The organism is Virgibacillus natechei, from assembly GCF_026013645.1.
Classification (GTDB): Bacteria; Bacillota; Bacilli; order Bacillales; family Amphibacillaceae; genus Virgibacillus_L; species Virgibacillus_L natechei.
The window spans coordinates 1,035,864-1,058,258 of record NZ_CP110224.1; the positions used below are offsets into that span (position 1 = coordinate 1,035,864).

26 protein-coding genes and 1 pseudogene are annotated in these 22,395 nt (G+C 37.6%); 20 read left to right on the plus strand and 7 right to left on the minus strand.

Features of this window, described 5'->3' with window-relative positions:
- Positions 1-201: 201 nt before the first annotated feature.
- The 8 genes and pseudogenes from OLD84_RS05560 to OLD84_RS05595 all read left to right on the plus strand — a co-directional run bounded on the left by OLD84_RS05560 (position 202) and on the right by OLD84_RS05595 (position 5,984).
- Entirely contained in the window at positions 202-624 is a 423-nt protein-coding gene (locus tag OLD84_RS05560) for a hypothetical protein (RefSeq protein ID WP_209463723.1), read from the plus strand.
- 2 nt (positions 625-626) lie between these two features.
- Complete coding sequence (locus OLD84_RS05565) at positions 627-908, plus strand: YwqI/YxiC family protein (RefSeq protein WP_209463722.1); 282 nt, start codon at positions 627-629, stop codon at positions 906-908.
- An 84-nt stretch (positions 909-992) separates the two neighbouring features.
- Positions 993-1,582, plus strand: a pseudogene (locus OLD84_RS05570) (T7SS effector LXG polymorphic toxin).
- A gap of 137 nt (positions 1,583-1,719) precedes the next feature.
- Positions 1,720-2,745 (plus strand): hypothetical protein, encoded by a 1,026-nt coding sequence (locus tag OLD84_RS05575; protein ID WP_209463720.1) that lies wholly within the window; start codon positions 1,720-1,722, stop codon positions 2,743-2,745.
- Positions 2,746-2,867: 122 nt separating this feature from the next.
- On the plus strand, positions 2,868-3,257 hold the full coding sequence (locus tag OLD84_RS05580) for a hypothetical protein (RefSeq protein WP_209463719.1): 390 nt from the start codon (positions 2,868-2,870) through the stop codon (positions 3,255-3,257).
- Between the two features lie 647 nt (positions 3,258-3,904).
- Positions 3,905-4,780 (plus strand): ComEC/Rec2 family competence protein, encoded by an 876-nt coding sequence (locus OLD84_RS05585; RefSeq protein WP_209463718.1) that lies wholly within the window; start codon positions 3,905-3,907, stop codon positions 4,778-4,780.
- Positions 4,781-4,943: 163 nt separating this feature from the next.
- Positions 4,944-5,792 carry an SPFH domain-containing protein gene (locus tag OLD84_RS05590; protein ID WP_209463780.1) on the plus strand — a complete coding sequence of 283 codons (849 nt, stop codon included), beginning with the start codon at positions 4,944-4,946 and terminating at the stop codon, positions 5,790-5,792.
- Between the two features lie 12 nt (positions 5,793-5,804).
- Positions 5,805-5,984 (plus strand): type II toxin-antitoxin system antitoxin, encoded by a 180-nt coding sequence (locus tag OLD84_RS05595; protein WP_209463717.1) that lies wholly within the window; start codon positions 5,805-5,807, stop codon positions 5,982-5,984.
- 74 nt (positions 5,985-6,058) lie between these two features.
- Here OLD84_RS05595 and OLD84_RS05600 read toward each other — a convergent pair whose 3' ends face one another.
- The 4 genes from OLD84_RS05600 to OLD84_RS05615 all read right to left on the minus strand — a co-directional run bounded on the left by OLD84_RS05600 (position 6,059) and on the right by OLD84_RS05615 (position 8,460).
- Entirely contained in the window at positions 6,059-6,835 is a 777-nt protein-coding gene (locus OLD84_RS05600; RefSeq protein ID WP_209463716.1) for an ABC transporter permease, read from the minus strand.
- Complete coding sequence (locus OLD84_RS05605) at positions 6,835-7,743, minus strand: ABC transporter ATP-binding protein (RefSeq protein ID WP_209463715.1); 909 nt, start codon at positions 7,741-7,743, stop codon at positions 6,835-6,837. Before OLD84_RS05605 ends, OLD84_RS05600 begins: the two co-directional genes overlap by 1 nt.
- Positions 7,744-7,947: a PLD nuclease N-terminal domain-containing protein gene (locus tag OLD84_RS05610; RefSeq protein WP_209463714.1), complete on the minus strand. Its 204-nt coding sequence runs from the start codon at positions 7,945-7,947 to the stop codon at positions 7,744-7,746.
- A gap of 96 nt (positions 7,948-8,043) precedes the next feature.
- Entirely contained in the window at positions 8,044-8,460 is a 417-nt protein-coding gene (locus OLD84_RS05615) for a helix-turn-helix domain-containing protein (RefSeq protein ID WP_209463713.1), read from the minus strand.
- A 156-nt stretch (positions 8,461-8,616) separates the two neighbouring features.
- Here OLD84_RS05615 and OLD84_RS05620 point away from each other — a divergent pair, with 156 nt between their 5' ends.
- Positions 8,617-8,910, plus strand: coding sequence for a hypothetical protein (locus tag OLD84_RS05620; RefSeq protein ID WP_209463712.1), 294 nt, complete (start codon positions 8,617-8,619; stop codon positions 8,908-8,910).
- A gap of 227 nt (positions 8,911-9,137) precedes the next feature.
- Here the strand turns inward: OLD84_RS05620 and OLD84_RS05625 are convergent, their stop codons facing one another.
- Positions 9,138-10,022, minus strand: coding sequence for a TIGR01777 family oxidoreductase (locus tag OLD84_RS05625; RefSeq protein WP_209463711.1), 885 nt, complete (start codon positions 10,020-10,022; stop codon positions 9,138-9,140).
- Between the two features lie 126 nt (positions 10,023-10,148).
- On the opposite strand from OLD84_RS05625, the gene recX reads away from it, so the two are divergent.
- Entirely contained in the window at positions 10,149-10,964 is an 816-nt protein-coding gene (gene recX / locus OLD84_RS05630) for a recombination regulator RecX (protein ID WP_209463710.1), read from the plus strand.
- Positions 10,965-11,071: 107 nt separating this feature from the next.
- Complete coding sequence (locus OLD84_RS05635; protein ID WP_209463709.1) at positions 11,072-11,407, plus strand: YfhH family protein; 336 nt, start codon at positions 11,072-11,074, stop codon at positions 11,405-11,407.
- Positions 11,408-11,468: 61 nt separating this feature from the next.
- Here OLD84_RS05635 and OLD84_RS05640 read toward each other — a convergent pair whose 3' ends face one another.
- The gene (locus tag OLD84_RS05640) at positions 11,469-12,455 is read right to left on the minus strand and encodes a metal-dependent hydrolase (RefSeq protein ID WP_209463708.1); all 987 of its coding nucleotides are present in this window, start codon (positions 12,453-12,455) and stop codon (positions 11,469-11,471) included.
- Positions 12,456-12,589: 134 nt separating this feature from the next.
- Between OLD84_RS05640 and mutY the strand changes: the two genes are divergently transcribed.
- From mutY to OLD84_RS05660, 4 genes are all read left to right on the plus strand, one after another.
- Entirely contained in the window at positions 12,590-13,663 is a 1,074-nt protein-coding gene (gene mutY, locus OLD84_RS05645) for an A/G-specific adenine glycosylase (protein ID WP_209463707.1), read from the plus strand.
- A 152-nt stretch (positions 13,664-13,815) separates the two neighbouring features.
- Positions 13,816-13,986 (plus strand): gamma-type small acid-soluble spore protein, encoded by a 171-nt coding sequence (locus OLD84_RS05650; protein ID WP_209463706.1) that lies wholly within the window; start codon positions 13,816-13,818, stop codon positions 13,984-13,986.
- Between the two features lie 832 nt (positions 13,987-14,818).
- Complete coding sequence (gene ntdP, locus OLD84_RS05655; RefSeq protein ID WP_209463705.1) at positions 14,819-15,346, plus strand: nucleoside tri-diphosphate phosphatase; 528 nt, start codon at positions 14,819-14,821, stop codon at positions 15,344-15,346.
- A gap of 75 nt (positions 15,347-15,421) precedes the next feature.
- Entirely contained in the window at positions 15,422-17,179 is a 1,758-nt protein-coding gene (locus OLD84_RS05660; protein WP_209463704.1) for an ABC transporter ATP-binding protein, read from the plus strand.
- Positions 17,180-17,306: 127 nt separating this feature from the next.
- Here OLD84_RS05660 and OLD84_RS05665 read toward each other — a convergent pair whose 3' ends face one another.
- Entirely contained in the window at positions 17,307-18,602 is a 1,296-nt protein-coding gene (locus OLD84_RS05665) for a glutamate-1-semialdehyde 2,1-aminomutase (RefSeq protein WP_209463703.1), read from the minus strand.
- A 179-nt stretch (positions 18,603-18,781) separates the two neighbouring features.
- Between OLD84_RS05665 and OLD84_RS05670 the strand changes: the two genes are divergently transcribed.
- The 5 genes from OLD84_RS05670 (at position 18,782) to perR (ending at position 22,354) form a co-directional block, all read left to right on the plus strand.
- Positions 18,782-19,225 carry a potassium channel family protein gene (locus OLD84_RS05670; protein ID WP_209463702.1) on the plus strand — a complete coding sequence of 148 codons (444 nt, stop codon included), beginning with the start codon at positions 18,782-18,784 and terminating at the stop codon, positions 19,223-19,225.
- Between the two features lie 61 nt (positions 19,226-19,286).
- On the plus strand, positions 19,287-19,757 hold the full coding sequence (gene bcp / locus OLD84_RS05675; RefSeq protein ID WP_209463701.1) for a thioredoxin-dependent thiol peroxidase: 471 nt from the start codon (positions 19,287-19,289) through the stop codon (positions 19,755-19,757).
- A 195-nt stretch (positions 19,758-19,952) separates the two neighbouring features.
- Positions 19,953-20,621: a sugar transferase gene (locus tag OLD84_RS05680; RefSeq protein WP_209463700.1), complete on the plus strand. Its 669-nt coding sequence runs from the start codon at positions 19,953-19,955 to the stop codon at positions 20,619-20,621.
- A 57-nt stretch (positions 20,622-20,678) separates the two neighbouring features.
- Positions 20,679-21,626, plus strand: coding sequence for a D-2-hydroxyacid dehydrogenase (locus OLD84_RS05685; protein ID WP_264917297.1), 948 nt, complete (start codon positions 20,679-20,681; stop codon positions 21,624-21,626).
- A gap of 278 nt (positions 21,627-21,904) precedes the next feature.
- The gene (perR, locus tag OLD84_RS05690; RefSeq protein ID WP_209463699.1) at positions 21,905-22,354 is read left to right on the plus strand and encodes a peroxide-responsive transcriptional repressor PerR; all 450 of its coding nucleotides are present in this window, start codon (positions 21,905-21,907) and stop codon (positions 22,352-22,354) included.
- The last annotated feature ends 41 nt before the right edge of the window (positions 22,355-22,395 follow it).

The following is a 22,395-nucleotide window of genomic DNA, read 5'->3' on the forward strand; positions in this document are numbered from 1 at the left end:
TCCATTATTGCATAAAACTTACAGATCCTCCAGATCGCAAACTCCGTACATTAATATATTATCTGCAATTTATTTTAAAAGAAGAAAATGAGTCAAAAGCACCCTATAAAATCCCCATTAATTCAAGTAATATGTAATTATTAGAAAAATATGGATGTTTTTATATATAAGTACAAAGTATTAGTTAAAAATTGAGGTGGAATGATGAGTACGGATTTGTATTCGATAAATACAGAGCTGAAGGAAGTGAAACGCCTTGTGGGTTCCTATCAATTTCAAATAAGCAATAAAAGGGAAGATCTCGATCGTCTGGAAAGAGCACTGACAGAGTTGGAATTAACAAAAGGTGATTATTATGAAACCGAAGACGAATGTTCAAAACCTGAATTCACACCAAAAACATTCCATGGTGATCAAGCGAAAGGTTTAACTTCCTTGAAAGAAGAGGAACTCAGGCCAAGTTTCGCTTTGATTTCTGAAGAGCAGATTACAAAGGCAGTAGAGAAAATAAGGGAACAAATTAAACTCCTGCAGGAACAAATAGGAAACTTGGGAAGCAGTATAACATCATTGGAATCACAGCAGCGAAGCCTGAATGCCAGGAAGCAGGAGGTGAAAAATTAGATATGAGTGAAGAAATTAAGGTACAGCCTGATGCTGCGAACCGGGGAATCACCGATATGCGATCATCGACAAGTGCGATCCCAACAACGTTTGCAAAAGAAATTGAAGGAGAAAATAAGCTTGATATGGTGCGCGAATACAATGAAATTAAGCAGGAATATGATGACCTTTTAACTCAATTTGAAAATATCTTTCATCAGCATTTGCAAGCGTCAGAAGAAGCTGTGGAGAAATATCAGGAGACAGATCAACACGTGGCCAATGCGATTAGATCGAGGAGTTAAGGGCACGGGATAATGTTATATGGGATTTGAATGATTGAAGATTTGGAGGTGCTATGAATGAAGGTTTTGGATGTAGATTCACTAATGACCGGACTTGAAGAAGGTGTTCGGGATATTGATGATATACACGAAAAAATCAGCGCAGTTCAGCGGTCTATTCGAGATTTCCACTCCATGGAAGATGCGTTGCGTGGAAAAGGCGGAGCGTCCATCCGTAATTTTTTCAATGAAGTCCAACAGCATTTCTCATTTTTCTGTATCAATCATTAGAAGATTATAAAAATGTGCTGTCAAAAACGCAAAATCACGTGGAAGGTTTTGAACCGAATCCAATCGGGTTTGTTAGACAGGACTTCCTGGAAAATGAAGTGATCGATGGTTTTGAAAAAGTCAAAAACCGTACTGTGGAATTAACCGATGATGCAAATAGTATTATAAGTAGTGTGCAGGATCTGGTCACTGTGGACCAGATCGATGATACAGAGGTGCTTGAAAATGTGGATTGGGGAAAGAAGAAGGTCAGTCATATCGTAGAGGACCTGCATACGCTTGATCAGGACCAAGTGAAAGCGATGGAAGCGGTAAGGGCAGATCTGCAGACGATGAGGAGTTATCTTGCGGATGTAGAATCGAAGGTGAAGCGTGGGGATTTGTCACCACCGATTTTAATTTAAAAGCATTAATGGACATTAATGGATATTCTGCCATGATGGAAAGTATATATGGAGAAGAAAACCTGAATAATGTTTATTTGGAAAGTTTAATTGAAAGAATGACGAATGGAGAAACGTTACCCTAAGATGAACAAGAAATGCTATTTACTTATTTTCGAAATGAATATCTGAATGCTGGAAGAGAAGATGAGTTGCAGGAAATCACTAAGTCTATTAGTGAAGATAAAATTGATGAGTTAAAAGAACGTTTAAATAATAAAGTGATTACGTCAAAAGAAAAATTAGAAGAGGAAATGGTAATGATTTATGCTTATTTATATATGGGAGATAAAGGAGTAGAAGGAATTGATGTAGAGCGAGATGATAGGGCGAAATTTGACGCTTATTTAATTTTACTAAATAATTATCATTCTGCAATGGACGATAATGTTGTTGCAGAGGTTGATATGCTTAATTATGAAAAAGACCCAAATGATATTTCTGGACACTTTTTTGAAACTGCATTGCAGACAGCTGAGTTTGATCCGGCATCAAGAGAAGTCATGAGTGAAGAGGAATTTCGTGATTATAAATTTGATCCAAATAACCCTATAGTTAAAACTTTTGATTTAACAGAGGTGACCTATTATTCATCAGCGAGTTCAACTGCCCTATATCAACATCTTGCCAATGAAGGATTAGCAGAAAAGGAAGCGAATTATACTTCGAACTTTATTACAGAAGAAGTTATAAATCGAATAATAAGCGAGGTAGGAAAAGGTGCTGATTCTATCCAAACATGGATAGAATTTCAATCTGGGAAACAAGAACTTGAAGAAGCAATAACAATCGGAGATTCTCAGAAAGCAGCTGCTTTCTTAGGAATGGAATTTTCAATTTCACAAAATCGTTCTGTTCCTGGACTACAGCATGGAACAGATGTCCAGCTCTATCCTACTGAAACCACATATGCTATTGTTGATAGATGGCAAACAGTCCATGAAATTAATTCGAGTATTCCTTATCCGAAAAACCATATTGCATCACAAAATTGGTATAAAGTCAGTGATTTTTTAAGTGATAATAATACACAAATCGATGATGATATATTAGATTATATTACAAATGAAACTCCAAGCGATAATCCGACTGTTGAAGCAGCAATCACTAAAGACAATAATTAAATTAATAATCAACCAGAATAAATTAAAATGGAACCATCATTTTCTGCGTATTTTTCTTTCTTTGAATAAACCATTTTAATTTTTAGTACTGATATACGCAGAAGATCAAGGGGGGACTTACTATGAATATGAAGAAAACTTATTTGCTGACCTTTTCTCTTTTAATCTTTGTTCTTGGAGGATGCACTGAAGAAATAACAGAAGAAAATTTAATAGGAGGAAATTGGGTAGCGATAGCAGGGTTCCAAGATGGAGAAGTAGTTGGAGATCCTAATTGCTCTCCTTTTGAAGAAGGAATAGAATTTAAAGATGAAGATACTGTTTTTGTTGAAACGCATGATAGGGATTATGAGTACTGGTTATATGAAGCTGATAATGGGTTTGAGATTATGTTTAATGATACGGGTTCGGGAATTTACAGTTACGAAATCTCGATATTAGGAGAAAATGAAATAGGCATTACAGGTAAAGGGGATTTCCAAAGTGAAGAATCATGTTACTTAGAAAGGTAGTATTGCTTTTTCATAAGGTTGAGGGATATTATAGAAGATGGTGAAGTGGCGGCTGACCCTTATTGTAATCCATTTGATGAAGGTATAGAATTCACTGATGAAGAATTCCGTTTATGTCGAGTGGTTTGAAAGAGAGTTGAATACAGGCTTAGTGAAAATGATGAAGGTTTTACAATTACTTTTCGTGATAGAGGTCCAGACTCTCCATCTAGAGATCCAGGATCCGTTGATTATTACTTTCAAATAAAAATGTCAAGTTCAGATGAAATGGTTTTAGAAGGAGATGGGATGAAGGAGGGTCATAATTGCTATTTGGAAATGGAAGAATAAATAAGGAAAAAATAACAAAACATCCTCATACCCAGTCTTCAAATAATTTTTAAATCCTTAGCATAGAAGCTAATCAACAATATAGTATGATTAGCTTTTGTTAATGCTGTAAGTATAAAACAGGAAATTTTTGAGAAGATTTTCAAAGCATACTTCTGTCAACTATTGATCCTCCAGCTTGCTCACGCTTACCCCAATTTCGTATAAAGGAATCCCAAAGTTTCTAATAGCAACAGAAAAATTTCAACCCAAGTAATAAATATTAAACAAGATCTGTGTAAAAACTAACAACATCATTTTAATAAAGGATGTTTTCCATGCGTAGCAGCAAAATTTCCCTCGTATTTATACTGTTCATTTCCATTTTCACCCTGCAACCAGCACAAATTCACAGTGAATCCCAAGATGAAATGCAAGTTCATTTCATTGATGTAGGCCAAGGGGACAGCATTTTAATACAAACACCAACAAATAAGACAATCCTGATTGATGGCGGGCCACCTGAAACTGGGAAAAAGGTTGTATCCTACTTGGAAAAGCAACAGGTTGAAAAAATTGATCTTCTTATTGCTACACATCCCGATATCGACCATATTGGCGGACTTCCCAATGTAATGAAATCCTTTGAAGTAGATCAAATACTGGATTCTGGAAAATTGTATACAACCAAAACGTATGCAAAGTATTTAAATCAAATTCGCAAGCAAAATATTCCTATAAATATAGCGGAGGAAGGCGAACTCATAAAACTTGATCCAATGTTAACGATTCGTGTTCTAAATAGTTTCGAGAAAGACAAAAATAATAACCAATCTTCCATTGCACTAAAAATAACCTATAATGATATTGATTTTGTCCTAATGAGTGATGTGGAGATGGATCAGGAAAAAGAAATAATAGATAAAAATGAGCTTCAAGCTGAAATTCTAAAAGTTGCACACCACGGTTCCAATACAAGTAGTTCATTTGAATTTTTACAGGAAGTTAATCCGCAAATAGCAATACTCACTTACAGTATGGATAATGATTTTGGTCATCCAGTGGATCGTGTTATTAAAAATTTAGAAAAGATAAATGCAACGATTTATTCAACAGCAACGTTTGGAAATGTCGTCGTTACAACAGACGGGGATAACTACTTTATCACCCCACAAAAAAGTCCAATTCATAACTTGGAAAAATCAGCTAGCTAATACTATACAGAATGAAATCAAAGTGACATCATAATAATATTAGTAAACTTAGCGTTCGACAAGCTTTTCGGAGAATGCCTTAGTTGCACTTATGCAAATAGGAAAGTTTTAACTTTCCTATTTGCCAATAAATCACTTTAATTGGGGAAGGTGTGTTTACATGATTCAAGAGAAGAATGCTTGGATGATGAATGGGTTTTTAGGTATTTTTATGATTGCGCTTCTTTTAGCTGGGGCGGTGTTTGGTTTCGTTGAACAACAATTTATATTGGGTGGTATTTGCTTAGTTCTAGCGGTTACTGTAGGTAGCGGGATCACGTTGGTTCAACCAAATCAATCTGTTGTCGTTATTTTTCTGGGGAAATATATGGGAACGATTCGTCGGGAAGGGATTGTAGTCACTGTTCCATTTTCTATAAGGCAGACGATTTCGCTTCGCGTGCGAAATTTTAATAGTAGTCGTCTAAAAGTAAATGATGTTAACGGGAATCCAATAGAGATTGCTGCGGTTGTAGTATATAAGGTGGTTGATTCAGCTAAAGCTGTTTTTGATGTGGATAAATATGAGCAATTCATTGGTATTCAAAGTGAAACAGCAATCCGCGCTGTTGCTACAAAATATCCATACGATACATTTGAGCATGTGGAAGAACTTACCCTCCGCGGAAATGCCCAAGAGATTTCAAATGAATTAACGGCTGAGTTACAGGATCGCCTAAAAGTGGCAGGTGTTGAAATTATCGAAGCACGATTAACTCATCTAGCCTACTCAACAGAAATTGCTCAAGCCATGCTTCAACGTCAACAGGCCAGTGCGATTATTGCAGCAAGAAAACAAATTGTTGAAGGTGCTGTTGGTATGGTTCAGGATGCTATCTCACGGATGGAAAAAGACGGATTAGTTGATTTGGATGACGAACGCCGGGCTGCCATGACAAATAATTTACTTGTTTCTATCGTAGCTGACAGTGGCGCACAGCCTGTTGTGAACACTGGATCATTATATCAATAAAAGAGGGTTTTTATGGCTAAGAAAAAGAATTTTCCATTGCGAATTGACCCGAAACTGTATGATGCTTTACAAGTCTGGGCGAAGGATGAATTTCGCAGCGTTAACAGCCATGTGGAATTTTTGTTAAGGGAATCAGTTAAAAAGGCTGGTAGGCTGCCGAAAAATGAAGATAAGGAGATAGAAGAAGATTAAGTTTATTAAATTTTTTGAGAAGCATAACGATGTGGAATAGAAAGGAGACTGGAGCATATGGCCCCAGTCTTTATTTAGTTCCCCAGTTCTTTATTTTTTAACGTAAAAACCGAAGCAGCTAACAGGATAATCGTAATCACTATTGTCACCAATCCAGTCGCAACCAAGTCTGATGAAATACTACCAGTAATTAGCATTTCATGAATATAGCTCGATAAATGAACCGGACTCCATGTAAGCAGATGTCCAAATATTTGTGTGATGATACTCATCAGCATGATCGTAATGATGGTCAGAAAAGCCACCAGGCCAGGTGTTTTAAATAATGTATTATAAAAGATAGAAACCGTCACAACAAGTGTGAGCCAAAGTCCATAGAAAAAGACTATTTGTAAAAAGGCCAGTAAGGATAGGTGACCAAATAATATATTGGTGTAATACCAGCTTGCCAGCATTCCTAAAAATAATGAACCCCATACAAGTACAAGCAGTGCTGCCCATTTTGCTGTAATATAATTTTGGTAAGAAACGGGTTTTACTAATATAAGCTCAGATACCCCGCTTTTGCGCTCACCCGCTATTATTCCCATTGATATGAGTACAATAACCAATACCCCCAAACTGCTTAACTGTCCCAGGCTCATCATCACGACGTCAGCCGGGGTAAATTCAGGTAGGTCAATAGAAGCTCCTTCAGGCATTCCACCAACTGATTCAATAATCTGCGGCAAATAATAATTGGATATTGGATCAATAATGGCAATTAGAATAATAACTAAAGGAACCCAAATCCATTTCTTATTCCGCCAGTTCTCCAGCATTTCCTTTTTAAAAAGCGTTGACCACTGCATTACGTATTCACCACTTTCATGAACATGTCTTCAAGAGAAGCACGATTTAGTGTAAAGCTTGTTAACGGCCAATATCCACCAGATGCAGCCGTAAAGATTTCCTGCCTTGCTTTTAGAATGTCGGTTGCGGTGACATGTAGTACATTTCGGTCGATATAACTGTTTGTGATAGCTGAAAGCTGATCAATCTTGTCTTTGTATTTTCCAATATCACTCTGAAATTCGAGTTCAATTTTAGCTGTTTGATACTTTTGACGTAATGTATTCATGGACCCTGATTCCACAATTTCCCCTTGATGGAGAAGCAGTAGTTCATCACTAACCTCGTCAGCATCACTTAAAATATGGGTGGAAAATAGAATACTCATTTCTTCTTTTAATTCTTCCATCATGGTTAAAATTTCACGACGCCCAATCGGGTCTAATGATGAAACAGGTTCATCTAATAGCAACAGTTCTGGCTTGTGGATGAGTGCTTGGGCAATGCCAAGTCGTTGTTTCATCCCACCGGAATATTTGCCAATTCGTTTGTCTTTTGCATCGAAAATCCCTACTTTATCTAGCAACTCGTCTGCACGATTATTGGCGTCTGTTTTTGATAGCAAAGCAAGCTCGCCACTGTAGACTAAAAACTCCCGGCCGGTCATCCATGAATAGAAAACAGGGTGTTGCGGCAAATAACCGATATATTTGCGAATATCACCAGTTGTCTTCATATCCCCAAGTTGAAAGGATCCGGAAGTTGAATGTAAAAGTCCTGCTAATGTTCGCAAAATCGTTGTTTTTCCAGCACCATTCGGCCCGATTAATGCAATACATTTCCCGGAATCAATAGAAAAGCTTACATTGTTAACTACAGGTTTACTGTCGTATCTTTTGGAAAGATTGGAAACGGTTAATAATGTCATTTAATCTTTACTCCTTCCAAAAATAAAGTATAAGACAGGACCGATAATATTTACCAAAACAATAATAAAGAACCACATCCATTTTGGCCCATTTATATTATCTGCTTTTGCCCAATCGATGAGGGCAACGATTAGCAATATCCCTTGAATGACTAAGAGCGGGGCAATAACAGCCCAATTAATTTGACTCAAAACTTCCTGCATTTTTGTCACTCCATTCCTTTTCTACTATTCTATTGTACGAATGATAGTAGAAAAGGATTCTTTAAAATATAAAAAATCGAGTTTTCACTCGATTTTTTATATTTTTTCATATTGATCAATGATACCGGCAAACATTGTATGTAATGATAATTGCTTTCTAATAGGTAATTTTTTTAACCGGTATACCTGGTCTTTAAAGTTTGGATGGGTCATTATATATTCGACAAGATCTACTACTTCCTCATCGAAAGATTTTGATTTCGAACTATAGATGCGCTTAAAATCTTTCAAGAGATCCTCATGGTAGGACTGCTTCCCAACTAACTGGTCAAGCGTTACTTCAAAGACATTACTCAACTTTATTAACGATGATATATCCGGGGTAACGGAATTACTTTCCCACTTAGCGATTACCGAGCGAGAAACCACTAGTTGCTCGGATAGTTCCTTTTGTGTCCAGTCCTGCTGATCCCGAAAGAACTTTATATTATATGCAATTTGTTCTAAAGTCATTATCATCACATTCTCACATACTAGATTAGGATTAATGTATCCTTAAAGATTTACTTAATCCTATCATGATTGAAGTGACTAGAAGGGGAAATGCTTGTTCCCATACAGAACATTTAGTAAAATGATCTTATAAAGAACAATGCGAGGAGGATTTCAGTGGTTAGTTGTTTGATTTTGTATCACTCTACAATTACAAACTTAACAAAACGCAAAATACTCCGCGCTATATTTCATCTAGAAGAATTTGAATTACATACTATGGATAATACTACGGTCATTATTTATGTATGGAATATAAACAAGGAAGCGTTTTTAGAAGCAGTTGTTAACTTAGAAACAACTGATATAGAACTCGGTTATGGCTTTGGAAACCGGAAAATGAATGCAAGAATAGATGCAGAGGAATTAGTAGAGAACCATTTAGCACAGGTTAACGGTCAGGTCGACTAAATAAGCACGTCCTGGGACTGCGCGTAAATGCTCGCCCCATCGAAGCCCATTGGGACTGCGCGTGAATGCTCGTCCCACCGAAAAGAATTATAGTTTTTGACACAAGTTCCTATAGCATGCGACGTAAGAGCCAGGTTGATTTCCGCTGTGTACAGTCGCACACCGTAGGGCACGGCTTCAGCCTCCTTGCCCTAGTGTGAAATCATGTGGAGATCAATAATTTGATATCAGGTTTTGATGTCTCGTAATGCATCGCGTAAATAAGGATAGGAAAATTGATAGCCTTTATTCTGGGCTTTTTTTGGTAAAACATATTGGCCTTTGGTAATTAATTGGCTCATTTCTCCTAACGTTAACCGAATAAAAGGGGACGGTGTTGGAAACCAATACGGGCGCTTTAGTACATCAGATAATAGTTTAGTGAAGTCTTTATTTCTTCTTGGGTTGGGTGCCGTAACATTAACGGGGCCTTCTATATTGTTAAATAAACAAAACTGAAGAATACCTACAACGTCTTCAATATGAACCCATGTAATCCATTGCTCTCCATCCCCAATTTTGCCACCGACAAACATTTTCACTGGCAGACTCATATACTGCAGCGCGCCTTTCTCGCCCAAAATGACGCCAAATCGTGCATAAACGGTTCGAATCCCCATTTCTTCCACCTGTTGTGCAGCTTGTTCCCATTCCGTAGCAACCTCTGCTAGAAAGTCATCACCTGGTTGAGTGGTTGCTTCTGTAAAGATTTGTTCGTCAGACATTCCATAAAACCCTACTGCAGATCCACTTATAAATACTTCAGGCTTTTTATCTAACTTACTTATGATGTCGATGACTTTTTGTGTTATTTTTAATCTGCTATTTATGATGGATTCTTTTTTCTTATCGGTCCAATAACCGAAAAGTGATTCACCCGCAAGATTGATGACGCCATGTATCAGTGGAAGTTTTTCAACTGGATAATCATAGCTAATAAAGGTAGTTCTATCGCTGATTGAGTAATTCTCAGGAAATCTAGTGAGTACATAACAATGGTGATCTTTCTCATGTAATGCTGCTGTAAGGTTTCTGCCGACAAAGCCTGTTCCGCCAGTTACTAATATATTCAATGTATAAACCTCCTCTAATAATAGTATATGCAATTGTGATCATTTTTACGGTGTTTTTGCATGAAATCTTTTAAACAGGCACTTTTTATTCGTATTTGTTATTATAAATGAAAGGGGGGGCTATCGTTGAATAAAAAAATAACTCGCATTACCACACAAAAGAAAAGCAAAGATCGATATAATATTTTTTTGAATGAAGGCCAGGATGAAAGATTTGGCTTTAGTGTGGATGAAGCTATTTTAATAGAGTTCAACCTTCGAAAAGATCTTGTATTAGATGACGCTACGATTAATGAACTTATCGAAAAAGATACAGTACATAAATCATATACCCAAGCTATCAACTTTTTAAGCTACCGAATGAGAACAAAAAAAGAAATCCACGATTATTTAGTTAAAAAAGAGGTGGATCCAGAACATATTACGCAGATCATGGAAAAACTGAATGAAGAAAAATTAGTTGATGATAAGCAATTTGCCGAGATGTTTTTGCGAAATAGAATAAACACTTCGACAAAAGGGCCTATGCTCATCAAAAAGGAAATGATTGAGAAAGGTGTCTCAGCCGATTTAGCTAGTCAGGCAGTTGATCAGTATCCGTATGAATCGCAATTCGAAAATGTATCCATTTGGATAAACAAGAAATTGAATGCAGGTAAAAAAGATTCTTTTCGTAAGCAGATTCAACAGCTACAAGCTACACTGATGCAAAAAGGATTTACCCAGGATGTTATTAAAGATGCTCTGTCCGAAATAAATGAAGAAAAAGATGAAGACGCAGAATGGGAGTCCGTCGTTTATCAAGGTGAAAAACTTGTACGAAAGCATCAGCAGAAGGTAACGGGATATAAACTACGAAATAAAGTGAAAGAAGGTTTATTTCGAAAGGGATTTTCAATGGAAATGATTAATCAGTTTTTGGACGAACAGGTAGAGGAATGAGGTCAATTATCAGAATGCAGTTCATCCAAGCCATTACGTAATGGAATAACATACATATTTCCAATGTCTAAAACAATTGGTAAAATAGGCTAGAAGGGGGATAAAAAATGAATTATCGATATAGTGATTACTCAATTGAGCAATTACGCGTAGAAGCTAGAAACTTTAAGGAGAAAGCAATGAAAGCAGAACAACTAGGTAACGTATCAGAGGTAGCAGTGAATGAACGAAAAATGCAAGTTGCTTTAGCATATACGATCAATCCAGAAGACTTTTATGCCACTGGAGTATATCAATTAAATAACGATCCTGGGCATAAATTCAAAATTAATTATATAAACGGTGTGTTTGCATGGGGACATCGGGTTAATTTGTTAAATGAAGCGTATGAAAAAGAAGAAGCTTTACCCATTTCCTTACTAGGTGATGAGATCTCTGAGTAATAATAACAGCAAGTGCAAATGCACTTGCTGTTATTATTGGTACACTGATTGAAGTTTCACTTTATACTGGGCTATCTCTCATATATAATTTACTTTGCAGTTTTTGTTCAGAAAAGATCCATCCCGTATAGGAGCTCATTATCCGCATGTTATCATCAATTTGTACGACTGCAACAAATGGATAACGGCTATCAGATCGGTAACGTAAGTCAATAAATCGAATTTCTGTAAAATCATCAAAATCGTTTATTTCCCATCGATAGACAGGGGAAAATGTTAGGAATGCAGCAGCGTTCTTATCTTTTTTTGCTAATCCCATCATGTCTGAATGAGGCATTGGTACTTTTTTAAATTCATCAACGATTTCAATATGACCATTTTCAACTGTAGCAACATAATAGGTCGTGTCTGTTGTAATGGCGACACGCCAGTAATTATGCTTTATTGTTGGTGAAGTATCAATCTGTTCGATGTTTGGAAGGTAATCTTTAATTTTTTTGACAATTTCTCTTTTATCCATATATCGCTTGATATAATACAGCACAAGGACGCTATACATAATCACCCATGTATAAACAGGGTTTGCTCCGAGGATCCATGCACCTATACCTGCTATATGCAATATGAAAATATAGGGATCAAATGTGTTGATAAATCCATATGCGACCCATCTATGGGTGAATGGTCGATAGGCTTGAGTTCCATATGCATTAAAAATATCTACAAAAACATGTATAATAACTGCTAAGAACGTCCATAGCCATAGATGGAGAAAGTCTACCTGTGGGACGAACATATAAATTATTCCAGAAACTAATAACCCCCAAATTATAACTGCGGGGATCGAATGGGATGCTCCACGGTGGTGACGAATATAAGTAGCGTTGTTTTTTAATTTAAAAACGGTATCGAAGTCCGGCGCGTGGGAACCTATGATTGTTCCAGTTAAAACGGCCGCGAATAATGTAGGGTTAGCTTGCACAACCGGATCTAGTGTTGCCAGTCCCCCTAGTGCAACTCCCATTACAATGTGGGTTCCAGTATCCATAATATTTAGATTCTCCTTGGATCTTTCAAAGTTTCGATTCATTTTTACTTTTTAAGTTGAGAACATTCTATGGTGTTCCATATATTTCAACGTTCATTACATTGAGGTTATTGTACCATAAAGGAAGTGCTTTTATGACATATAAAAACTTACAAAATTTTAACAAGTTGGCTTTTCAACAGAGATTACTTGATTGGTATCAAGCAAATAAACGTGACTTACCTTGGCGTAAGGATCAAAATCCTTATAAAGTCTGGGTATCCGAAATAATGCTACAGCAAACAAAGGTAGATACGGTTATTCCATATTTTTATCGGTTTATTGAAAAGTTCCCTACTGTCTATAAACTCGCTGATGCTGAACCAGAGGATGTCCTCAAGGCATGGGAAGGTCTAGGTTATTATTCCCGTGCAAGAAACTTACAAAACGCTGTGCGGGAAGTCGTCGCCACATACGGTGGTGAAATTCCATCAGATCCAGCCGAGCTTGGATCATTAAAAGGAGTTGGCCCATATACGAAAGGAGCAATTCTTTCCATCGCCTTTGATCAAGCTGAACCGGCAGTAGATGGGAATGTGATGCGTGTGCTTTCTCGTATTTTGAAGATAGAGGAAGATATAGCAAAAGCACGAACAAAGAAATTGTTTGAGTCGTATGTTCGTGAACTGATATCCGAACAAGATCCGTCCTCATTCAACCAGGCGGTCATGGAACTAGGTGCATTAATTTGTACACCTAAATCACCAGCATGCCCGCGATGTCCAGTTCGAGAACATTGCCTTGCTTTTTCTGAAGGAATAGAGCAGGAGCTTCCAATCAAAACGAAAGCGAAGAAGCAAAAAACAATACCTTACGTTACACTACTAATCAAAAATGAAAAAAGTGAGTATATAATAGAAAAACGGGCAAATAAAGGGCTGTTGGCAGATCTATGGCAATTTCCAATGGTACCGATAAATGAAATAGGATGGGATCATTTGGAAAACTGGATTTATAATGAATATGGGTTAGACATTAAAATTTCCGAAAAAAAAGGAGAATTAAAGCATACGTTTTCCCACTTGATATGGGAATTGGAAATTTATACTGCAATGACTTCCCATCAACAAACAGATGATGAGCGTTTATGTTTTGTTGAACCAGAAGGCTTACAGGCATATCCTTTTCCAGTATCTCATCAAAAAATGATGCAATATATAGAAGAATGATCGTTACCACAGACAGGTCGACAAAAAAGACTTTCCTTTGCTTTTATTATGCATAATAAGTTACTGATTATCCACCAAGGTATATTTTCCATGAAAATTTTACGAATAACAACCAATAAAATGGACAAATTAGTATTGCGGAGGTGATACTGATGGCTAAAAAACCTAACAAAACAGCTGCAAAAACCGATGTACAAGAAGTGAAACAACAAAACAAAAAAGCAGCTCAAGGGCAAGGTCAATACGGTACTGAATTTGCATCTGAAACGAATGCACAAGAAGTTAAGAAACAAAATCAGCAATCTCAGCAAAGAAAGAAATAAACACTTTCCCCATATAATACAAAAAGAGCTTCCTTTCTTCCAGGAAGCTCTTTTTTATTGGATAAAGAACTTATAGAGGTTATTCCAAAAGTCCGGTAAAAATGACACGTCGAGTTGGTTTGTTTCTCGCGTGGAAAATAAGGTTGTTTTCTAAGGATTGTTTTTGACACAAAATCTATAAAAGACGAAGTAATTACTGTTTGCTATAAACGCCGTTCGGGATCGCTCCGGGCGGATGCTTTCCGCGGGCACGGCCTCAGACTCCTCGAGAAAACCACTCTGCGGGGTCTTCGGACTCGTGCTATTCCCGCAGGAGTCACCGCCCTTCGCTCACCCGAACTGGTGAGGTGGTCCGATGTTTTGAATATTGGTTACTAATGCAAATTAGCTGCAGTAACCGGAATACTAGCGTAGGAAATACATGGAGACTCCTGCGGGAGGAAAGGCATCGGTGAGACCCCACAGTGCGCTAAATGATGATGGCCAACTAAAACCGCCCTTTGCGGGCAACGTCGGCATACCCCTTGCCGGGGCAAGGGGGGCTCACCAGCCGCCCGCGGAAAGCGGAATGTATTTCCGTAGCGAATTCCTGCTCTCAACCAACGTTTGCAAAAGAAATTTCACTACGTCGTCTTTTATATCAACTACGACGATTTAAAAGAGACAATTGTTTTCGGTGGGACGAGTAAGTGCAGTCCCAATACTTACGAAAAGAGCCAAAAAGAAGAACCTAGGGCGTCTTTGAGTTCATAATACTTTATATTTCATAATGTTACTATTATAATGAATGAAGGATGAAAACGGAAATAATTTGGATAGGAAGGAAGATAGGATGATTGCTCCGAGACCGGGTTCTAAGATGCAAATTCAAAGTTATAAACACAATGGACGACTTCATCGGGTTTGGGAAAACAGTCTCGTGTTAAAAGGAACGGAAAAAATCGTTATCGGAGCTAATGATAAAACAAAGGTGACGGAAAGCGACGGTAGAACCTGGGTAACGAGAGAACCAGCGATTTGTTATTTCCATGCTCATTATTGGTTCAATATTATTGGGATGCTCCGGCAAGACGGCATTTATTATTATTGTAATATAAGCTCTCCATTTATTTATGATGAAGAAGCATTGAAATATATTGATTATGACTTAGATGTTAAAGTTTACCCCGATATGACATATAAAGTATTAGATGAAGATGAGTATGACGAACATAAAGTACAAATGAATTATCCAAAAGTATTAGACCGTATTTTGCATCATAATCTTGAAAATCTATTAATATGTATACGGCAGAGGAAGGGTCCTTTCTCGCCGGATTTTATTGATCAATGGTACGAGCGCTATTTAACGTACCGATAGCTGTTAAAAGGATCCTTGTTACAGGTTGTAGCAAGGCTTTTCTATTCAATGATGATGATAGAGGTAGATTAATTTATGAGTAGTATAAGACAATTTATGAGTTTCGTAAAACCATATAAATGGAAAATTTTGTGGACCATACTAATTGGTGTTGTGAAATTTGGTATTCCACTATTAATGCCCTTGATTTTACGGTATGTAATTGATGATATTATTGGTGCAGATGCAAGTGATGCTGCTAAGATATCTCAACTATTCTGGTTAATGGGAATAGCGTTCGTTGTTTTTCTGATATTACGACCACCAGTAGAATATATTCGACAATACTTAGCACAATGGGTAGGTAACAAAATTCTATACGACATAAGGGATAGACTGTTTGACCATATTCAAAAATTAAGTTTAAAGTACTATTCTCAGACAAAAACCGGCGAAATTATTTCCCGGGTAATACATGATGTCGAACAATCGAAGAACTTTGTTATAACAGGATTAATGAATATATGGCTGGATTTAGCTACCATCGCTATTGCTATTGTCATTATGTTGACGATGGATGTGCCTTTAACACTTGTTTCTATTATTTTATTTCCTTTATTTGGATTTGCGATCAAGTACTTCTACGGGAAGTTACGTCGTCTGACTCGGGAAAGGTCTCAAGCTCTCGCAGAGGTGCAGGGGCATCTACATGAACGAATACAAGGTGTACCTGTTACAAGAAGCTTTGCTTTAGAAGATTATGAACAGGGTCAATTTGATACGCGAAATGGTAATTTCCTTGATAAAGCATTGAAACACACCGACTGGAACGCTAAAACCTTCGCAGTTACAAATACGATTACAGATTTGGCACCATTACTTGTTATTACGTATGCAGGCTATCAGGTCATAACTGGTAACTTGACAATGGGTACGATGGTTGCGTTTGTGGGTTATATGGAAAGGGTTTATAGTCCGCTACGACGGCTGATAAATTCATCAACCACCTTAGTTCAATCTATTGCATCGATCGATCGTGTATTTGAATTCTTTAATGAGAAATATGACGTTGTCGACAAAGATAATGCAAAAGAGCTCAAAAGAGTAGACGGTGCTGTAGAAATTGAAAATATTTCTTTCCGTTATGATGATGAAGAAGATGAAGTGTTGAAAAATGTTAATTTAAATGTGCAAAGAGGGGAAACTATTGCATTTGTGGGAATGAGTGGTGGCGGAAAATCGACGCTTGTCAGTTTAATACCTCGTTTTTATGATGTCACAAGCGGTTCGATAAAAGTAGATGGTATTGATATTCGTGATGTAAAGGCCCGCTCATTACGTAATAATATTGGGATGGTTTTACAAGATAACACATTGTTTAGTGAATCGGTTGCGATGAATATACGAATGGGTTCACCAAATGCAACAGATGAAGAAGTTGTAGATGCGGCAAAGGCAGCCAATGCGCATGAATTTATTGAGCATTTATCCTATGGCTATGATACATTAGTTGGGGAAAGAGGCGTGAAATTATCAGGAGGGCAAAAACAACGAATTGCCATCGCGCGTGTGTTCTTAAAAAATCCGCCAATCCTAATGTTCGATGAAGCAACCTCAGCACTTGATCTGGAAAGTGAACAAACAATACAAGAAGCTGTCGAAAAGCTAGCTTCGGATCGCACGACATTTATCGTAGCACATCGACTGGCAACCATTACACATGCCGACAGAATAGTTCTTATTGAAAATGGAGAGATCCAGGAAATCGGAACACATAAAGAATTAATGCGTATGAAAGGCAGTTATTACGATTTATATCAAGTACAGCATTTAGATGACGGCACGATGACTTAAAAAATATTATATGGTTGATGAGCTCCTTCACATATAGTGTGAGGGAGCTTTATATATGGTTTGGCGTGTGTTTCGCTCAAGCAAAAATGAATACACCCCTAAATCGGAGAGTGTATTCAGTCAAAATCTATTCATTGGCCATCATTGCAAATGCTCGACCTACTGCTTCAATTGTTTCATCAATATCTGCTTCTGTATGTTCTGTCGTTATAAACCACGCTTCAAATTTAGATGGAGCTAAATTGACACCTTGATTAAGCATTAAATGGAAAAATTTTGCAAACGACTCGCCGTCACTTGCTTCAGCTTGATCATAATTGGTAACCTCATCTTCTCCGAAATAAACAGTCAGTGCGCCACACAAGCGGTTTACAGAAAGTGCAACTCCATTCAGGGACGCTTTTTCCAGTATTCCACGTTCTAACCGTTCCCCGAGCTGGTCTAACTTTTCATAAACACCATCTTCTTGTAAAACTTCTAAACAAGCAATTCCTGCTGCAATTGAGGCAGGATTACCAGACATTGTCCCAGCTTGATATGCAGGTCCAAGTGGTGCCACTTGTTCCATAATATCCTGACGGCCACCGTATGCACCTATCGGCAGGCCACCGCCAATAATTTTTCCCATTGCAGTCATATCAGGCTCTATATTGTATACTTGTTGAGCACTGCCATAAGTGAATCGAAAAGCAGTAATGACCTCATCATAAATGACTAATGCCCCCGTACCGTGTGTTAAATCATTGATAGCTTGCAAGAAACCTTCATGCGGCTTAACGATCCCAAAGTTTCCAACAATCGGTTCAACTAAGACAGCTGCAACCTGATCTCCCCATTGATCTAGCGCTTCTTTAAATGCAGTTAAATCATTAAAGGGTACGGTAATCACATCTTCAGCAACTGAACGAGGGATACCAGCTGAATCTGGCGTTCCAAGAGTAGCAGGGCCTGACCCCGCTTCAACCAATACAGCATCGAAATGGCCATGATAACTACCAGCAAACTTGATTATCTTTGTACGATCCGTGTAGGCACGTGCCACACGTATGGTTGTCATGACAGCCTCTGTACCAGAATTAACAAAGCGTACTTTCTCCAGTGACGGAATCGCATCTTTGAGCATTTTAGCAAATTGATTCTCAAGTCGGGTTGGTGTTCCGTATAGCACGCCAGTTGTGGCCGCATGTGAAATGGCCGCAGCAACATGGGGATGCGCATGCCCTGTAATAATCGGGCCATAAGCCGCTAAGTAGTCAATATATTTATTCCCGTCAACATCCCAGAAATAAGCGCCTTGTCCACGTTCCATATATATTGGTGACCCACCCCCAACACCTTTATAGGCACGTGATGGTGAATTAACACCACCAACGATATGTTCTTGAGCTTCTTCGTGTAACGCTTTTGATTTTGAAAAATCCATTGAAGATTGCCTCCCTAAATTTACGTGACTTTTGGTTAAATTAAGTTCCATGATGCTAGGTAAAAGAATAGATGATGTGAATGTGTTTTGCAATGTAGGAATCATCCTGATAAAAAGTTGACAAGCTTTGTAGTAGATAAGCATATATATCAGGTAAAGTATTGAATAGAGGGGATTTTATGGGGATCATTCCTTGGTTGATATTGATTGCGATCTGTTTTGTTATGTTGAAAAGTCTAATTGATTTCATTCGTGGAGGTGGTAAAGCACGTTTACGCATCGACATGCGACAAAGTAGATTTTCGGTTGGTCTTTTTTATATGTTATTAATGATATATATAACCGTCATTATTGGGTTTGGATTGATTTATTTTATTATGTCCTTTAATGGAATAATTTTGGTGGAGGCTGGTGAATTACGCGAGGTTAGTGTATTTGGTTCTTTCATTCATTCGTTGTATTTTAGCGGAGTGACCATGCTTACAATTGGCTATGGAGATATTACACCGATTGGAATTGGGCGGTTTATTGCATTAATAGAAGCACTCATTGGGTATATATTGCCTGCAGCATTTGTTTTGCGTCTTGTTCAATCACAGCAGGAGAGAAGTAGGGATAAATGAAACCTGTGTTTTTGTGTGCTATAGTTGACCATATAATAAAACAAATATGGAGGGGACCCACATGGCAGTTGAAATAGGGAAACAAGTTGCAGACTTTACATTGCCAAACCAAAAAGGAGAAAAAGTCAGTCTGTCTGATTATAGCGGGAAGCATGTCGTATTATATTTTTATCCCAAAGACATGACGCCTGGCTGTACGACAGAGGCATGTGATTTCCGAGATCACCATGAAAGTTTCGGAGAATTAGATGCAGTTATTATCGGGATAAGCCCGGATCCTGCCTCCAGCCATCAGAAATTTATTGATAAGCATGACTTGCCATTTGAGCTTCTAGCAGACGAAGACCATAAAGTGGCAGAGGATTTTGATGTATGGAAGCTGAAGAAAAACTTTGGCAAAGAATATTATGGAATCGAGCGTTCTACTTTCATTCTGGATAAGGAAGGACAGCTGCAAAAGGAATTTCGTAAAGTTAAGGTTAAAGGGCATGTGGAGGAAGCGTTGGAATTTATAAAAGAAACATATAATTAAAATGAGGCAGTCCTATGTGGGCTGTCTTTTTTACAGATACAGGTTAAAACTTTCCTATTTTCATAAGGGTGCAGTAACACTTATGAAAAGAACCTTGTTAATAGATAAATTATTCTATTGTTATATAAACTAGCTTTTTAGAATAGGATATAGTACGAGCTTTACCTATTGCTATTAAAAAGCGGGGTGTTTTATATGGAATTACAGGAAAACGTAAAGTCGAGAGTTGAGGCTAAGAAAATTGCCACACAGCCAAGTAAAATGTATTTTTTTATAAAACGATTGGTAGATATCACTGTAAGCTTTATGCTACTTCTATTGTTAACGCCATTTTTTCTGTTTATCAGTTATAAGATTAATAAAAAAGAGGGAAGGCCTGTATTTTACCGTGAAAGGAGAGCTGGTAGGAATAGTCGTGCATATATAATGTGGAGATTTCGTACGATGACGAATCCATCACGTGTTATCTGTGCATTACCACCACATCCAAAACCGGAATCATGGAAAGATGGAGTTCCAGACACATTTAAATTTCATAGAAATACCAATGTTACGGTAACGTCAACGGGAGCCTGGATTCGAAAATATAAACTTCATAAACTGCCACAATTATGGAATGTATTAAAAGGAAACATGAGTTTAATTGGGCCAAAATCAGAACTACCGGAGATTGTCGACTATTATAACGACTATCAAATGCGGAGATTGAAGGTAAAACCTGGAATGACTGGTTATGCCCAAGTAGCTGGGGATTTAACACATAATGAAAAAGTTAATCATGATATTTATTATATACAGAACTGTTCCATTCGGATGGATGTTCATGTTTTAATGCGTACTATTAAAATACTTCTACCTTTCTAGTGTTCAACAAAACAAAAATCCTTTAATATAGAAGGGAGAATGAGGGAGGTAGTATAGGTGATTTTATTTTCTGCAAAAATTTCTCGCAAACATCACGAAACATTAATGGAAAACCATCCAACCCAAGCTTTTTTATTTTGTAATAACATGGAAGAGGCTAAAGCTTATATAAAGAAAGCTGAAATACTAGTCACATACGGTGGAGATCTTACTCCTGAATTAATTGGACAGGCTCAGAAATTAAAGTGGATTATGGTTATGTCTGCAGGTATTGATCAAATGCCGTTTCAAGCGATTGAAGAAAGAGGAATCCTTGTGACAAATGTAAAAGGGATTCATAAAGTTCCGATGGCAGAGTATGCTATATCCATGTTGCTACAAGTTTACCGTGAAGCAAAAGTATTAAGTCAAAGTGAAAAAGAGCATTACTGGAATAGCGCTGCACGTATGCAGGAGATAACCGAAAAGACAATCCTGATAGCAGGAGCAGGTTCAATCGGTCAAGAAGTTGCGCGCTTGGCAAAAGCCTTTCGTATGAAAACAATAGGCGTATCCAAAAGCGGCAAGCCTGTAGATTATTTTGATGAAAACCATACTACAACGAATCTGGACAAGCTCCTTCCTGAGTCAGACATTGTTGTATCCGTTCTTCCACGTACAAAAGAAACGCAAGGGCTTTTTACATATGAACAGTTTTCTAAGCTTCCAAATCATGCCGTCTTTTTGAATATGGGACGTGGAGATGTTTTAATCGAAGGTGATTTACTGAAAGCGTTACAGGAAAAAAAGATTGCACACGCCATTTTAGATGTTTTTGAAGAGGAACCGTTACCGGAGGAACATCCATTCTGGCAGGAGGAAAGTGTAACCATCACACCTCACATATCAGGGGTTTCACGTCACTATACGAGGCGTGGCTTGGAAATTTTTGGGGAAAATCTTCAACGCTTTTTAGAGGGAAAAGAGCAGTATGTAAATAAAATTGATGTGACTAAGGGGTATTAATGATGTGTATTTATCCACGATCAGTGGTAAAGGACAAACATGATTAAATCACGGAAACTTGCTGATGAGCTTGAGAATATGCTTGTTGTTTCCTATATAAATAAATCGATTAATTGAGGAATTCATGATTTGTATTGTGTTACGAGTTATAAAATTAGTCATTCAATAATATACTTATATTGACATGGTGGTAATATAACAGGTAAACTAATTATAAACACTATTATTTAATAATGAAGTTAGATTTAAATAAATTATTGAAAGAGAGGTGGTTGACCGTGTCTGAACAACAATTAGAACAAGCGATTGATACATTAAGGGACTCAGGCGTCCGGATCACACCACAACGTCATGCTGTTCTTGAATATCTTTTAAAAGCACCAGTTCATCCAACAGCGGATGAAATTTATAAAGCACTTGAAGGGAAATTTCCTAATATGAGTGTTGCAACTGTTTATAATAATCTGCGTGTCTTACGTGAAATTGGCCTTGTTCGTGAATTAACTTACGGTGATTCCTCAAGCAGATTTGATAGTAATACAACAGATCATTATCACATTATATGTGATAAGTGTGGCAAAATTGTCGATTTCCACTATCCGGTGTTAGATGAAGTGGAATCATTGGCAGAACAGGTGACAGGTTTTGACGTTAGCCACCATCGTATGGAGATTTATGGTAAGTGTGAGAAATGTCAAGAAACCGCAACTCCAACTCCAAGTCACTAACATCGTTAAAGAAAAACCCACATGCAGACTGGTGCATGTGG

What these genes read in the sequence shown, in the direction of transcription:
- OLD84_RS05560 (WP_209463723.1), top strand. Translation starts at nt 202, where the DNA reads ATGATGAGTACGGATTTGTATTCGATAAATACAGAGCTGAAGGAAGTG.
- OLD84_RS05565 (WP_209463722.1), top strand. Translation starts at nt 627, where the DNA reads ATGAGTGAAGAAATTAAGGTACAGCCTGATGCTGCGAACCGGGGAATC.
- OLD84_RS05575 (WP_209463720.1), top strand. Translation starts at nt 1,720, where the DNA reads ATGCTATTTACTTATTTTCGAAATGAATATCTGAATGCTGGAAGAGAA.
- OLD84_RS05580 (WP_209463719.1), top strand. Translation starts at nt 2,868, where the DNA reads ATGAATATGAAGAAAACTTATTTGCTGACCTTTTCTCTTTTAATCTTT.
- OLD84_RS05585 (WP_209463718.1), top strand. Translation starts at nt 3,905, where the DNA reads ATGCGTAGCAGCAAAATTTCCCTCGTATTTATACTGTTCATTTCCATT.
- OLD84_RS05595 (WP_209463717.1), top strand. Translation starts at nt 5,805, where the DNA reads ATGGCTAAGAAAAAGAATTTTCCATTGCGAATTGACCCGAAACTGTAT.
- OLD84_RS05600 (WP_209463716.1), bottom strand. Translation starts at nt 6,835, where the DNA reads ATGCAGTGGTCAACGCTTTTTAAAAAGGAAATGCTGGAGAACTGGCGG.
- OLD84_RS05605 (WP_209463715.1), bottom strand. Translation starts at nt 7,743, where the DNA reads ATGACATTATTAACCGTTTCCAATCTTTCCAAAAGATACGACAGTAAA.
- OLD84_RS05610 (WP_209463714.1), bottom strand. Translation starts at nt 7,947, where the DNA reads ATGCAGGAAGTTTTGAGTCAAATTAATTGGGCTGTTATTGCCCCGCTC.
- OLD84_RS05615 (WP_209463713.1), bottom strand. Translation starts at nt 8,460, where the DNA reads ATGACTTTAGAACAAATTGCATATAATATAAAGTTCTTTCGGGATCAG.
- OLD84_RS05635 (WP_209463709.1), top strand. Translation starts at nt 11,072, where the DNA reads ATGAATTATCGATATAGTGATTACTCAATTGAGCAATTACGCGTAGAA.
- OLD84_RS05640 (WP_209463708.1), bottom strand. Translation starts at nt 12,455, where the DNA reads ATGGATACTGGAACCCACATTGTAATGGGAGTTGCACTAGGGGGACTG.
- mutY (WP_209463707.1), top strand. Translation starts at nt 12,590, where the DNA reads ATGACATATAAAAACTTACAAAATTTTAACAAGTTGGCTTTTCAACAG.
- OLD84_RS05650 (WP_209463706.1), top strand. Translation starts at nt 13,816, where the DNA reads ATGGCTAAAAAACCTAACAAAACAGCTGCAAAAACCGATGTACAAGAA.
- ntdP (WP_209463705.1), top strand. Translation starts at nt 14,819, where the DNA reads ATGATTGCTCCGAGACCGGGTTCTAAGATGCAAATTCAAAGTTATAAA.
- OLD84_RS05660 (WP_209463704.1), top strand. Translation starts at nt 15,422, where the DNA reads ATGAGTAGTATAAGACAATTTATGAGTTTCGTAAAACCATATAAATGG.
- OLD84_RS05665 (WP_209463703.1), bottom strand. Translation starts at nt 18,602, where the DNA reads ATGGATTTTTCAAAATCAAAAGCGTTACACGAAGAAGCTCAAGAACAT.
- OLD84_RS05670 (WP_209463702.1), top strand. Translation starts at nt 18,782, where the DNA reads ATGGGGATCATTCCTTGGTTGATATTGATTGCGATCTGTTTTGTTATG.
- bcp (WP_209463701.1), top strand. Translation starts at nt 19,287, where the DNA reads ATGGCAGTTGAAATAGGGAAACAAGTTGCAGACTTTACATTGCCAAAC.
- OLD84_RS05680 (WP_209463700.1), top strand. Translation starts at nt 19,953, where the DNA reads ATGGAATTACAGGAAAACGTAAAGTCGAGAGTTGAGGCTAAGAAAATT.